This window comes from Aeromonas sp. s1(2024) (assembly GCF_040908005.1).
GTDB lineage: Bacteria > Pseudomonadota > Gammaproteobacteria > Enterobacterales > Aeromonadaceae > Aeromonas > Aeromonas caviae.
Window position 1 is genome coordinate 1 of the sequence record NZ_JBFOCW010000024.1, and the last position, 13,576, is coordinate 13,576.

The 13,576-nt window shown below is 62.5% G+C and carries 10 protein-coding genes and 2 tRNA genes; 7 read left to right on the forward strand and 5 right to left on the reverse strand.

Features of this window, described 5'->3' with window-relative positions; genetic code table 11:
* The first annotated feature begins 101 nt into the window (after positions 1 to 101).
* Complete coding sequence (locus tag AB5Y70_RS06090) at positions 102 to 563, forward strand: hypothetical protein (protein WP_045522787.1); 462 nt, start codon at positions 102 to 104, stop codon at positions 561 to 563.
* A 67-nt stretch (positions 564 to 630) separates the two neighbouring features.
* Here the strand turns inward: AB5Y70_RS06090 and torA are convergent, their stop codons facing one another.
* Both torA and AB5Y70_RS06100 read right to left on the reverse strand, forming a co-directional pair.
* Positions 631 to 3,111, reverse strand: coding sequence for a trimethylamine-N-oxide reductase TorA (gene torA, locus AB5Y70_RS06095; protein ID WP_049636026.1), 2,481 nt, complete (start codon positions 3,109 to 3,111; stop codon positions 631 to 633).
* 22 nt (positions 3,112 to 3,133) lie between these two features.
* Entirely contained in the window at positions 3,134 to 4,264 is a 1,131-nt protein-coding gene (locus AB5Y70_RS06100; RefSeq protein WP_049636025.1) for a NapC/NirT family cytochrome c, read from the reverse strand.
* A 298-nt stretch (positions 4,265 to 4,562) separates the two neighbouring features.
* On the opposite strand from AB5Y70_RS06100, the gene AB5Y70_RS06105 reads away from it, so the two are divergent.
* Positions 4,563 to 6,572 carry a DNA topoisomerase III gene (locus tag AB5Y70_RS06105; RefSeq protein WP_049636024.1) on the forward strand — a complete coding sequence of 670 codons (2,010 nt, stop codon included), beginning with the start codon at positions 4,563 to 4,565 and terminating at the stop codon, positions 6,570 to 6,572.
* 73 nt (positions 6,573 to 6,645) lie between these two features.
* On the opposite strand, the gene AB5Y70_RS06110 is transcribed toward AB5Y70_RS06105, so the two are convergent.
* A complete protein-coding gene (locus tag AB5Y70_RS06110) occupies positions 6,646 to 8,001 on the reverse strand; it encodes a TrkH family potassium uptake protein (protein ID WP_041211921.1) in 1,356 nt (451 codons plus the stop codon).
* The gene (locus AB5Y70_RS06115; RefSeq protein ID WP_010675965.1) at positions 7,998 to 8,651 is read right to left on the reverse strand and encodes a TrkA family potassium uptake protein; all 654 of its coding nucleotides are present in this window, start codon (positions 8,649 to 8,651) and stop codon (positions 7,998 to 8,000) included. The genes AB5Y70_RS06110 and AB5Y70_RS06115 overlap by 4 nt, the downstream gene beginning before the upstream one ends.
* Positions 8,652 to 8,776: 125 nt before the next feature.
* On the opposite strand from AB5Y70_RS06115, the gene murB reads away from it, so the two are divergent.
* Together murB and birA are read left to right on the forward strand one after the other, a co-directional pair.
* Complete coding sequence (murB, locus tag AB5Y70_RS06120; RefSeq protein ID WP_049636023.1) at positions 8,777 to 9,814, forward strand: UDP-N-acetylmuramate dehydrogenase; 1,038 nt, start codon at positions 8,777 to 8,779, stop codon at positions 9,812 to 9,814.
* On the forward strand, positions 9,811 to 10,776 hold the full coding sequence (gene birA / locus AB5Y70_RS06125) for a bifunctional biotin--[acetyl-CoA-carboxylase] ligase/biotin operon repressor BirA (RefSeq protein WP_049636022.1): 966 nt from the start codon (positions 9,811 to 9,813) through the stop codon (positions 10,774 to 10,776). The genes murB and birA overlap by 4 nt, the downstream gene beginning before the upstream one ends.
* A gap of 59 nt (positions 10,777 to 10,835) precedes the next feature.
* On the opposite strand, the gene coaA is transcribed toward birA, so the two are convergent.
* The gene (gene coaA / locus AB5Y70_RS06130) at positions 10,836 to 11,774 is read right to left on the reverse strand and encodes a type I pantothenate kinase (RefSeq protein WP_029314861.1); all 939 of its coding nucleotides are present in this window, start codon (positions 11,772 to 11,774) and stop codon (positions 10,836 to 10,838) included.
* A 263-nt stretch (positions 11,775 to 12,037) separates the two neighbouring features.
* Here coaA and AB5Y70_RS06135 point away from each other — a divergent pair.
* The 3 genes from AB5Y70_RS06135 to tuf form a co-directional block, all read left to right on the forward strand.
* Positions 12,038 to 12,122, forward strand: a tRNA-Tyr gene (locus tag AB5Y70_RS06135).
* 38 nt (positions 12,123 to 12,160) lie between these two features.
* Positions 12,161 to 12,235: transfer RNA gene (locus AB5Y70_RS06140), tRNA-Gly, on the forward strand.
* A 172-nt stretch (positions 12,236 to 12,407) separates the two neighbouring features.
* A partial coding sequence (tuf, locus tag AB5Y70_RS06145) for an elongation factor Tu (RefSeq protein WP_202041923.1) occupies positions 12,408 to 13,576 on the forward strand: 1,169 nt, incomplete at its 3' end.

The following is a 13,576-nucleotide window of genomic DNA, read 5'->3' on the forward strand; positions in this document are numbered from 1 at the left end:
GGGGGGCCCCGTCGGGGGGCCCCTTTTGTGCCGCCGTGCTGGCAAGGGTGCGGCACCCGGCATAAGATACGTCTCTTGTTTCAGGTGTAGGAAGGGTAGCAATGACTGACGATCCTTGGGCTTTGTGCCATCTCGATGATTCGTTCGATGCCTCGGTGCTGGGCACCAAGGGGGCCCAGATCCAGTGGTTCGAGGACAGGGATGCCCTGATCCAGTTCCTGCTGGAGGATTTTGTCGACCTGCTGGCCGACGTGGGCGAGCTGGACGAGGAGCAGACCGAGAGCGCCCGCGAGCGCTTCACCCTGCTGGTGGAGCAGAGCCTGGATGATCGCACCCTGATGGATGCCATCAACGATCTCGCCTCCGGCCTGCGCCGCATTGCCTGGCTGGGGCCCCTCTCCGAACTGGCGGAGTTGAGCGACGACTTCGCAAGCGGGCTGCGAGCCTTCTTCTGGAGCCAATATGACGGTGACGAGGATGACCCCGAGGCCTGGGTGCCGGAAGATCTCTGGCCCCAGCTGGTGGAGTGCGCCGAAGAGTACATGGTGGAAGGAGACTTCTGAGCCACACCACAAACTGCGATAAGAAAACGGCTCCTCTATGGCGCCGTTTTGTCTGCATGCAACCGCCTCAGCCGTTGGCCGGTACCTCGTGCGCCGTGTTGGCTAGCACTGGCCCGATATACTTCTCTATCTGCAATTGGGCCATGTGGCCGCAGTTGCCCTGGGCCAGACTGGACGAGCCCTCGTCGAAGGTGAGGCAGTTGACGTTGCCGTTCTTGCAGATGCTGCCCGCTTCCCCCGGCTTGGCCGGATCGTACCAGGCCCCTTCACACACCCGCACTACCCCGGGCCGGATATCGGCGGAGATCAGGGCCCCCACCAGGATCTGGCCGCGCTCGTTGAAGGCCCGCACCAGATCGCCATCCTGGATGCCGCGCGCCTTGGCGTCGTCCGGATGGATCAGGATCGCCTCCCGATCGGCGATGGCGAACTTGTCCCGCAGCGGGGTGTTGTCGAGCTGGGAGTGCAACCGCTGGGTCGGGTGGGAAGTGTTGAGCGACAGCGGATAGCGCGCCGCCACCTCGCTCTTCACCCACTCCTTGGGCTCATACCACTTGGGATGACCGGCGCAGTCGGCATAACCCATGCCGGCCACCGTGCTGGAGAAGATTTCGATCTTGCCGGACGGGGTACCGAGCGGGTTGAGCAGCGGGTTTTCGCGAAAATCGGCGTGACGGATCCACTGGCGGTTGGCCTCCGGGATCGGGAAGCGGATGTAGTTGTTGGACTCCCAGAACATGTTGAACGGCGGTAGCGCCACACGGGCGCCACGGGCCTGCGCCGCCATGCCGTCGTACATCTGCTTGAGCCACCGCATCTCGTCCTTCCCTTCGGTGTACTGCTCCTGCACGCCCAGCTTGGCTGCGATGGCGCTGAAGATGTCGAAGTCGTTGCGGGCTTCAAACTGGGGGGGCACGCACTGGTGCATCGGGAAGACGTAGCGCTGGGAGTAGTCGCCCCCCATCTCCAGGTCGTTGCGCTCGTAGCTGGTGGTGACCGGCAGCACGATGTCGGCGTGTTTGGCAGTCGCCGTCCAGTAGGGCTCGTGCACGATCACGGTCTGCGGCTTGCGCCACGCCTTGACTAGGTTGTTGGTGTCCTGATGGTGGTGGAAGGGGTTGCCCCCCGCCACGTAGACCAGCTTGATGTCCGGATAGGTCACCTTGCGGCCGTTGAAGTCGATGGTCTTGCCCGGGTTGGCAAGGCAGTCGGCGATGCGGGCCACCGGGATCGGTGCCGGGCTGTTCTTCGGCGCGTTGCCGGCGGAGATCCCCGCCAGAATGCCGCCCTTGGCGGTGGGGCTGCCACCGGAGGAGTAGTGGTAACTGAAGCCGTAGCCGCCCCCCGGTAGGCCGATCTGGCCCAGCATGGCAGCCAGAGTGACCAGCATCCAGTTCGGCTGTTCGCCATGCTGCTGACGTTGCATGCCCCAACCGGCCATGATCATGGTGCGCTTGGCGGCCATGTCGAGGGCCAGCTGGCGGATCACCTTGGCATCGACGCCGCAGACGCTGCTCGCCCAGTCGGCGCTCTTCGGCTGACCGTCATCCTTGCCAAGCAGATAGGCGAGGAATTTGTCGAAGCCGACGGTGTAGCGATCGAGGAAGGCCTGATCGTGCTTCTTCTCGCTGTAGAGGGTGTGGGCCACCCCCAGCATCATGGCCACGTCGGTGTAGGCGTTCGGGGCAATCCACTCGGCGCCGACCAGCTTGGCGGTCTCGTTGTAGACCGGATCGATGCTGATGACGCGGGTGCCTTTCTCTTTCAGCGCCTTGAAGCCCGCTTGACCTTCATGATCCGGTATGTTCCAGCTGTTCTTCAGGGTCACCTGAGCATTGACCCCCCAGAGCACCACCAGTTCTGCGTTTTCCACCACGTTGGGCCAGGCGGTCTGCTGTTCGTACACCTCGATGGAGCCCATCACGTGGGACATGATCACCTGAGCCGCGCCGGTGGAGTAGTCACCGGCATAACCGGTGAAGCCGCCGGAGAGGTTCATCAGGCGGTGCAGCAGGGTGCGGCTGTTGTGGAACATGCCGACACTCTTCCAGCCGTAGGAACCGGCGTGGATCGCCTGCGGGCCGAAATCAGACTGAACGCGCTGGATCTCGCCGGCCACCAAGTCGATGGCCTTTTCCCAGCTCACCCGTACCCACTCGTCGGCACCGCGCAACTCCGGTCTGGCGCCCGGGCCGTGCTCCAGCCAGCTTTTGCGCACCATGGGGTACTTGATGCGGTTCTTGGCGTGGACCTGGAACGGCGCCATGTCGATGAGGTCATTCGGCGCTGGGTCATCGGCCACCGGCTGGACCCGCACCATGCGGCCCTCGGAGACGATGGCCTCGAAGGCTCCCCAGTGGGCGCCGGTCAGGATGCCCTTCTGGGCGGGCACCAGGGTGGGGAACTGCTCAAGGGCCGTGCTGACGGCCTTGGCCAGGGCGCTTTTCGGGAAGATACCGGCCAGCAGGGGCAAGGCGGCACAGGCCCCCAGCCCCTTGAGCAGAGTACGGCGGGAGAGGTTGGTCTGTTGGTCATTGAAAAAAGTCATGGGAGAGTCCTCTGTTCCTGCCTTAATGGGCCGCGCTCATGTCGCTGGCGTGTTTCTGCACGTATTGGGTGAGCATGCGCGCCTGCTCCGGGGTGAGGGAGGTACGGGACTCCATCCCCTTGATGACGCCGATCCACTGGTTGGCGTTGAAGTGATCCAGCGCGGTGAGGCCGTGACAGCCGGTGCAGTTGTTGGACATCAGGGTGGAGGCGTATTGCCACAGCTTGCCCTGGTCGCCGATGAGCTGGCTCTGGTCGACCCAGGCGGTCAGGCTGACCTGATGCCAGGTGAGGTTGGTGGCGCTGTCGGTCTCGCTCTTGCCGGTCACGAGGGCTTTTCTGGCGGCTTCGCCGACCAGCACGCTCAGGATCCGTTTGCCGGGGGCGGCGTAGAACACCTCGCTCACCCCGTCCTGCTGCCAGCCGTCGATGCGCACCTGGGCGCGGCCGTTGTCGTTGGCCAGCACTTCCACCTGGGTGGAGGGCATCAGGGTGCCTTCATCAGTCTTGGCGCCGGCATCCAGATAGAGCGGGGTGGTGGCGATGGCATAGCGGGTGGTGACGGTGGCCGGGGTCTGGGCGGCGGCTTGCGCCAGCTCGCTGGCACCGGCGGCAGCCAGGCCGCTCATGTCCGGCATGATGTGGGCAACGCCGCGGTGGCAGTCGATGCAGGTCTGACCCTCCTTGATGGCGACCGGGTGCTCGGCGCGGGCATTGGGGCGCTGGGCCAGGATGTCCATGGCGGCGTAGCTGTGGCAGCTGCGACAGGTGGCGGAGTCATTGGCCTTGAGCTGATCCCACACGGTCTGGGCCATGCGCAGCTTGTGGGCCTCGTATTTTTCCGGGGTGTCGAGGGTGCCGATCGCCTCGTGATAGATGTCTTTCACGGCGCGGATCTTGGTCCAGAGATAGGCGGCGGGTTCACTGGGGATGTGGCAGTCGGCGCACTCGGCGCGGATCCCCTTCACGTTCTGGAAGTGGACGCTGCCCTGATATTCGGCGAGGGGGGTCTGCATGGAGTGGCAGGAGACGCAGAACTCGGTGGAGCTGGTCTTGTGCAGCACGGTGACGGTGACGCCCAGTGCGGCGATCCCCAGCAGGGCCCCGAGCAGCAGAAGCCAGAACCAGGTCTTTCTCAACAGTTTTCCAAGCATGGTGACGGTGTCCTTCGAATTCGGGTATTACCAATATAGTAGTAGTCCCAGGATTCTAAGGGTTGACCTCGGTCATGGTTTTAATTTCGACATATAATTGATTTTTGGTTTTGTTATTTGTTTTGGCATGATTTATTGAATTTAAATCGCATTTTTCCCATACAGCGGGAGCGGGATGTGCGGTGGTGGGAGCGATGCCCAAGCCGGGGCGAGGAGGCAGTACGCCACCCCGGGGCTTGGGGTTTGTGGCGAGAGGATTGTATACTGTTCACATATACAGTATTCAGGTGTATCCATCATGCGACTCTTTATCGCCGAGAAACCCAGCCTTGGCCGCGCCATCGCCGATGTCCTCCCCAAACCTCACAAGAAGGGGGAGGGTTTCATCGAGACGGCGCAGGGAGACGTGGTGACCTGGTGCATCGGTCACCTGCTGGAGCAGGCCGAGCCCGATGCCTACGATGCCGCCTACAAGCAGTGGCGCATGGAATCCCTTCCCATTGTCCCGACCCAGTGGCAGCTGGTGGCCAAACCCAAGACCAAGGCCCAGCTGGCCGTCATCAAGGGGCTCATCAAGCAGGCGGACTGCGTGGTCAACGCCGGTGACCCGGACAGGGAAGGGCAACTGCTGGTGGACGAGGTGATCGACTTTCTCGGCTATCCCAAGACCAAACCGGTTCAGCGCTGCCTCATCAGCGATCTCAATCCCCCCGCCGTGCGCCGCGCCCTCGACAAGCTCAGAGACAACAAGGAGTTCGTGCCGCTGGCGGTGTCGGCGCTGGCCCGTAGCCGTGCCGACTGGCTCTATGGCATCAACATGACCCGGGCCTATACCCTGCTTGGCCGCAAGGGGGGCTGCAGCGAACTGCTGTCGGTGGGTCGGGTACAGACCCCCTTGCTCGGTCTGGTGGTGCGCCGGGATCTCGAGATCGAGGCCTTCGTTCCTAAGCCGTTCTACGAGGTGATGGCCCATCTGTTGACCCAGGGCAACGAACGCTTCACCGCCAGGTGGCTGCCATCGGAGGCATGTCTGCCCTGGCAGGATGAGGAGGGACGGGTGCTCAACCGGGCGCTGGCCGCCAAGGTGGTGGAGCGGATCCAGGGGCAACCCGCCCGGGTGGAGGCGGTGGAGGAGCAGGCGCGCAAGCAGGCGGCGCCGCTCCCCTACAACCTCTCCAGCCTGCAGATCGACGCGGCCAAGCGCTTTGGCATGGATGCCAAGCGGGTGCTGGATATCTGCCAGAGCCTCTACGAGCGGCACAAGCTCATCACCTATCCCAGATCCGACAGCCGCCATCTGCCGAGCGAGCACTTCAACCGGGCCGGCCAGGTGCGGGAGGCCATCGCCAGCACGGCCCCTGCGCTGGCCAGGGCGGTCGCCGAAGCGGATGGCAGGATCCGCAGCAAGGCGTGGAACGACAGCAAGGTGGATGCCCACCACGCCATCATTCCCACCGAGAAGAGGGGGAACGAGGGGAGCCTGGGGGCCGACGAGGCGAAGCTTTACGGCCTGATTGCCCGCCAGTATCTGCTGCAGTTCTACCCGCCGTTCGAGTACAACGACAGCAAGGTGTTGCTGCGCATCGCCGGAGGGCTGTTCCAGGCCAAGGCGCGCCGCATCCTCAAGGCGGGCTGGAAGGCGCTGCTCGGAGTGGAAGAGGATGACGAGGAGGAGGCGGGAACCCTGCCTGCCCTGAAAGAGGGGGAGGAACTGCTGTGCGAGCGGGGGGAACTGCTGGAGAAGATGACCCAGCCCCCCAAGCCGTTTACCGATGCCACCCTGCTTGCCGCCATGACCGGCATCGCCCGTTATGTGCAGGATCCCGAGATCCGCAAGACCCTGCGGGAGACCGACGGTCTGGGCACCGAGGCGACCCGGGCCGGGATCATCGATCTGCTGTTCAAGCGCCGCTTCCTGGTGCGCCAGGGCAAGAGCATCAAGGCCACCCCGACCGGGCGAGCCCTGGTCCAGGCGCTGCCCACGACCGCCACGACACCGGACATGACGGCACTGTGGGAGCAGAGTCTGGGTCAGATCGCCGAACGTCACGGCAGCTACCAGCAGTTCATGGGGCCGCTCACCGAGCAGCTCAACGGCCTGATCGAGGGGGCGCGGCAGGATTCCGGCGCCAGCTTCAGCGCGCTGCCCAAGGCGGCGCCCGGTGACAGCAAGCAACGCTTTGCCCGCCGCAAGCGGACTGGGTCCACCGCCGCACGCCCCCGCACGAGCACGGGCAAGAGTGCTCGTGTGGGGAAGAGCCCTGGAAAGAGCACTGGTAAGGGGACGACCAGGGGCAAGGCTGCCTGAGGCTGGTGCGCGCCGTGATCACATAAAAATAAGAAGAGGGGCCAGTGGCCCCTCTTTGCATGGATGGAGCGGCTTACCCCGTGTAGACGCTCTCTTCCGGATAACGGATGCGGGTCTCCACCGGGCGGGCCAGCATGATGGCCAGGGTGAGGGGCCCCAGACGGCCGCAGATCATCACCAGCACCAGGATCAGTTTGCCCGGTTCGCTTAGAGAAGCGGTGATGCCGGTGGACAGTCCCACGGTGGCAAAGGCCGAGATGGTCTCGAACATGATCTTGTCGAATGATTGCGACTCCGTGAGCATCAGCAGGAACATCGCCAGCATCAGCACCATGGTACTGACGATGATGATGGCCAGGGAGCGGGTCACTATCTGGGGTGACAGGGTGCGGCCGAAGGCGGTGACATGGGGGCGCTTGGTCAGAAACGCCCGGGTCGCCAGCAGAACGACGGCAAAGGTGGTGACCTTGATACCGCCCCCGGTGGAGGTTGCCCCGGCACCGATGAACATCAGCATCATCATGAACAGCAGGGAGGCCGGTACCATCTGGCCGATATCCACCGTGTTGAAGCCCGCCGTGCGCGCGGTGGCCGACTGGAAGAAGGCTGCCAGCCACTGGCTCCCGAAGGAGGCGTTGCCCAGGGTGCCCGGGTTGTTGTGCTCCAGCAGCCAGAACATCAGGGTCCCCAGCAGCAGCAGGGCAGGGGTCATCAGCAGCATCAGCTTGCTGTGCAGTTTCAGCTTGCGCCAGCGGCGGTTGCGCACCAGGTCGACGATGACGGTGAAGCCTACCCCCCCCAGGATCAGCAGGGCCGGTATGGTCAGGCTGATGATGGGGTCATCCCGGTAGTCCATGAGGTTGTTGGCAAACAGCGAGAAGCCGGCGTTGTTGAAAGCCGACACCGCGTGGAAGAAGCTGACGTAGAGGCCGTGACCCCAGCCCATGTCGGGCACCCAGCGAATGGCCATGATGGCGGTGCCGATCAGCTGGGCAATCAGGGCGAACAGGACGATGCGTTTCACCAGCTGGACGATGTTGACGGATCCCTCCTGGCCCAGTGCCTCCTTGGCCAGCACCTGCTGGCGCAGCCCGACCCGCTTGCTGAACATGGCGATGAGCAGCAGTGTCATGGTCATCTGGCCGAGACCACCAATCTCCATCAATATCAACAGGATGATCTGCCCCTGCAGGGTGAAGGCGGTGCCGGTATCCACCACCCCGAGGCCGGTCACGCTGATGGCGGAGGTGGCGGTGAACAGGGCGTTGATGACGGTGACCTCACCCTTGTGGCTGGAGGGCTGGACCAGAAACAGGGTGCCAACCAGCAGGATGATGAGGAAACTGCCCAGGATGAGCTTGGCCTCGCTCCAGCGGGAGTTGTCTTCCCGATGCAGGGTGAAGGCGTAGTTGCTGCGCCAGTTGATCATAGGGTGTCGAGCCAGTGATCGATGGCGTGCTTGTTGCCGGCCAGGATCAGGATGTCACCGAGTTGCAGCTCCATCTTGCCGGTCAGGACGTTGTGCAGCACCTCACCCCGCTTGATGGCCAACAGCTGGAAATCGCTTTGCTGCAGCAGGCGCAAGTCGGCCAGGGTGCGGGTGTTTTGCTGCAAGCCGATCACGAACTCGGTCAGCACCATGTCGTGACCCAGCTCCAGGTAGTCGAACAGCCGGTTGTCCAGCATGCTCTGGGCCACCCGGCGGCCCATGTCCCACTCCGGGTTGATCACCTTGTCCGCGCCCACCTTCTGCAGGATCTTGGCGTGGAACTTGTCGCGGGCCTTGACCCAGACCTTCTTCACGCCCGCCTCTTTCAGCACCAGCGTGGTCAGGATGCTGGTCTCCAGGTTGTCGCCGATGGCGACAAAGACGATGTCGAAATTCGCCAGGCCCAGTTCGGCGACCGTGGCCTCGTCGGTGGCATCGGCCACGATGACGTGGTTGCAGAGGGTGGCTATCTGGCGGGTCTTGCTCTCGTCGATGTCGATGGCCAGTACCTCGGCATTCTGGCGCTGCAACTCTTCGCACAAGGCGCTGCCAAACAGGCCCAGGCCGATGACGGCGAATTGATTGTTCATGCATGCTTCCTCAGCGGGATGAAGGGGTTACTCTACTCCAGAGCCCTGAGTCCGAAAAGTGTCCGGGTTTTTTGTCCCGGGGAATCTGGGGTAAACTGCGCCCTTGTCCTTGTCGGAACACACAGATGAAACTCACCCCCCACGCCTCCCTGTCGACCCTCAATACTATGGGCCTGGACGCACACTGCCTCTGGCTGGCCGATGTGACCCGGCCGGATGATCTCGCGCAACTGCGGACTAACCCGGAGTTGGCCACCTTGCCGCGCCTGGTGCTGGGAGGAGGAAGCAACATCCTGTTCTGCGATGACTTTGCCGGTCTGGTGGTCCACAACGGCCTGAAAGGGATCACGCTGCACGAGGAGTCCGAGCACTGGCTGCTACACGTGGCGGCAGGTGAAAACTGGCACGAGCTGGTATGTCACGCCCTGCAACAGGGCTGGCACGGGCTGGAGAATCTGGCACTCATTCCCGGGACGGTCGGGGCGGCCCCGGTACAGAACATCGGTGCCTACGGGGTCGAGCTGGCCAGCGTCTGTGCCTACGTGGAGGCGTTCAACTGGCAGAGTGGCGAGGTTGAGCGCATCGCGGCGGCCGACTGCCGGTTCGGTTACCGTGACAGCATCTTCAAGCACGACTATCAGGACTCCCACTTCATCATCGCCGTCGGTCTGCGCCTGCCCAAGGCATGGCGCCCGGTCGCCGGCTATGGCCCGCTGGCGGCGCTGGGGGATGCCCCTTCGCCACAGGCCATTTTCGACACCGTCTGTGCCACCCGCATGGCCAAGCTGCCGGATCCGGCGGTGCTGGGCAACGCGGGCAGTTTCTTCAAAAACCCTGTGGTGCCCGCCGCCCTGGCCGAGACCCTGAAACAGCAATACCCGCAGATGCCCAGCTACCCGGCCGGCGACGGTCAGGTGAAGCTGGCGGCGGGCTGGCTGATCGAACAGTGCGGCCTCAAGGGGTTCGCCATCGGCCGTGCCGCCGTCCATCAGGAGCAGGCGTTGGTGCTGGTTAACCTGGGAGGCGCCAGCGCCATGGAGCTGATCGCCCTGGCGGCCCATGTGCGGGACAGCGTGGAGCAGAAGTTCGGGGTGGTGCTGGAGCACGAGGTGCGCTTCATGGGCCGCAGCGGCGAGACCCGGCTCGATGAGGTACTGGCATGATCCTGACCCCCATCCGGCAGACGCTGATCACCCTGCTCAGTGACGGCCAGTTCCACTCGGGCGAGCAGCTCGGCGAGCGGCTCGGCATCAGCCGGGCGGCGGTGAGCAAGCACATGGCTGCGCTCAAGGAGCTGGGGCTGGACTTATTCAGCCTGACCGGCAAAGGCTACCGGCTTGCGGTGCCCATGGCGCTCTATGACGAGGCGCAGCTGCGGGCGCTGGCGCCCATGGCACCGGTGCACTGCTTCCCGGTGATCGACTCCACCAACCAGTACCTGCTGGAGCGGGTCAATCAACTGAGCTCAGGCGAGAGCTGTCTGGCCGAGTGCCAGACCGCCGGCCGGGGGCGCCGCGGCAAGCCCTGGGTCTCCCCCTTCGGCTGCCAGCTGATCCTCAGCATGTACTGGCGGCTGGAGCAGGGCATGGCGGCCGCTATGGGGCTCAGCCTGGCGGTGGGGGTGGCCGTGGTGGAGGCGCTGGAGTCGCTCGGTTATCCAGGGGTTGAGCTCAAGTGGCCGAACGATCTCTACTATCAGGGCCGCAAGCTGGCGGGCATCCTGGTGGAGATGAGCGGCAGTGCCGGTGCCAGCTGCAATCTGGTGATCGGGGTCGGCCTCAATCTTGCGATGCCGAGCCGGGAGGGGGAGAAGATCGATCAGGCCTGGTCCGAGCTGCGCCACATCCAGCCCGAACTGGTGGACCGCAACCAGCTGGCTGCCTGCGTGCTGTTGCACCTGCAGCAGGCCATGCAGACCTTCGAACAGACCGGGCTGGCGAGCTTCGTCGAGAGCTGGAACCGGCTCGATCACTTCGCCGGCCAGCCGGTGAAACTGTTGATGGGGGGGCAGGTGATCCGCGGGATCGCCAGGGGCATCGACGATCGCGGGGCCCTGCGGCTGGAGACGGAGGAGGGGATCAAGTTCTACCTGGGCGGGGAGATCTCCCTGCGCCGGGGGGACTGAGACTCCATCCGGCATGAATGAGAAGAGGGGGCCCATGGGCCCCCTCTTCGTCGCTGTCATTATTTGCGCAGCTTGATCTGCTCGATGGCGTGCTCGTTGCCCTTGGTGAGGATGAGGTTGGCCCGCTCCCGGGTCGGCAAGATGTTCTCTTGCAGATTCAGGTAGTTGATATCCTGCCAGATGTTGTTGGCGATCTCGGTCGCCTCGCTCTCGGCCAGCTTGGCGTAGTGGTGGAAATAGGAGTCGGGATCCGAGAAGGCGCCGCTGCGGAATTTGAGAAAACGATCGATGTACCAGGTGCGCAGCAGCTCGGCATCGGCATCCACATAGATGGAAAAGTCGACGAAGTCCGACACGAACACGCGATGAGGGTCCTGGGGATAGTCCATGCCGCTTTGCAGCACATTGAGCCCTTCCAGGATCAGGATGTCCGGCTGCTCCACCACCTTCTTCTCGTCGGGCAGGATGTCATAGATGAGGTGGGAGTAGACGGGGGCCTCGACCTTCTCGTGGCCGGCGCGGATATTGGCGACAAACTCCACCAGATGGCGGATGTCATAAGACTCGGGGAACCCCTTGCGACGCATCAGGCCACGGGCTTCCAGCTCCTTGTTGGGAAACAGGAAGCCGTCGGTGGTGACCAGCTCCACCCTGGGGTGCTCCGGCCAGCGCTCCAGCAATGCCTGAAGGATACGGGCCGTGGTGCTCTTTCCCCCCGCCACGCTGCCGGCGATGCTGATGATATAGGTGCCCTTGCCGCGGGACTGACCGAGAAACTGCTCCAGCACCCGGCTGCGGCGCTGCTTGGCCTTGACGTAGAGATTGAGGAGACGGGAGAGGGGCAGATAGATCTCTTCCACTTCCCGCAATGACACCTTCTCGTTGATCCCGCGCAGGGTCTGCAGATCGTGCTCGGTCAGGGTCAGGGGGACCGCATCGCGCAATAACGCCCATTGTTCGCGGGTGAATTGCAAATAGGGGTTATGCTCTGTCGTCATGGTGTCATCACTGTTTCTTGGGCAGGGCGACCATACACCAAGGGATCGGGAGCGACAAGGGACGCGTCCGGTCGGGACGGAGAAGGAGCGTTTTTTTGCCTGGATCCCGGCATAAATGCACATTTTGCAAGGTGCAATGGTTGCATCCCCAAAATCCTTACCATAAAATGCGCGACGCTTGGATGTCTGTCGTCTATTTGCCCAGCAAAAGCGACAAAAACAACGGGTGCAAGCAGAATTACCGTTGTGGCATTTATGCAACTGGAGGGGTTCCCGAGCGGCCAAAGGGATCAGACTGTAAATCTGACGGCTCTGCCTTCGAAGGTTCGAATCCTTCTCCCTCCACCATATTTCTCTGCGGTTTGAGTTCTTTGGGTTAGAGAAATGCGGGCATCGTATAATGGCTATTACCTCAGCCTTCCAAGCTGATGATGCGGGTTCGATTCCCGCTGCCCGCTCCAAGATGCTGATATGGCTCAGGTAATTCTGAGAGCCACACCTTAGGGTGAGTTCGGCAATCGAACCAGCCTGTCAGCACCAACCTCTCTACTCCCCTTGATTCATATCCATCATATAAACTGTTCTGTGGTTAGCTTGCCACCGCGTACTCAGCGTTAGTTTAGAGGGACGATCATGTCTAAAGAAAAATTTGAGCGTAATAAACCGCACGTTAACGTGGGTACCATCGGCCACGTTGACCACGGTAAAACCACCCTGACCGCCGCCATCACCAACGTGCTGGCCAAGCACTTCGGTGGTAAAGCTTTCGCCTTCGACCAGATCGACAAGGCACCGGAAGAGCGTGAGCGTGGTATCACCATCAACACCTCCCACGTAGAATACGACACTGCAACCCGCCACTACGCCCACGTAGATTGCCCGGGTCACGCCGACTACGTTAAAAACATGATCACCGGTGCTGCCCAGATGGACGGCGCAATCCTGGTAGTAGCAGCGACTGACGGCCCGATGCCGCAGACTCGTGAGCACATCCTGCTGGGTCGTCAGGTAGGCGTTCCGTACATCATCGTGTTCATGAACAAGTGCGACATGGTAGATGACGAAGAGCTGCTGGAACTGGTCGAGATGGAAGTTCGCGAACTGCTGTCCGAGTACGACTTCCCGGGTGATGACCTGCCGGTAGTCCGTGGTTCCGCACTGAAAGCGCTGGAAGGCGAAGCTCAGTGGGAAGAGAAGATCCTGGAACTGGCTGGCCACCTGGACACCTACATTCCGGAGCCGGAGCGTGCCATTGACCAGCCGTTCCTGATGCCTATCGAAGACGTCTTCTCCATCGCAGGCCGTGGTACCGTAGTAACCGGTCGTGTAGAGCGCGGTATCGTCAAGGTTGGTGAAGAAGTGGAAATCGTTGGTATCAAAGATACCACCAAGACCACCTGTACCGGCGTTGAAATGTTCCGCAAACTGCTGGACGAAGGTCGTGCAGGTGAGAACGTTGGCGCACTGCTGCGTGGCGTGAAGCGTGAAGACGTAGAGCGTGGTCAGGTACTGGCCAAGCCGGGCACCATCAAGCCGCACACCAAGTTCGAATCTGAAGTGTACGTGCTGTCCAAGGAAGAAGGTGGTCGTCACACTCCGTTCTTCAAGGGCTACCGTCCGCAGTTCTACTTCCGTACTACCGACGTGACCGGTACCATCGAACTGCCGGAAGGCGTAGAGATGGTCATGCCGGGCGACAACATCAAGATGGTTGTTACCCTGATTGCCCCGATCGCGATGGACGACGGCCTGCGTTTCGCCATCCGTGAAGGTGGCCGTACCGTAGGTGCTGGTGTTGTAGC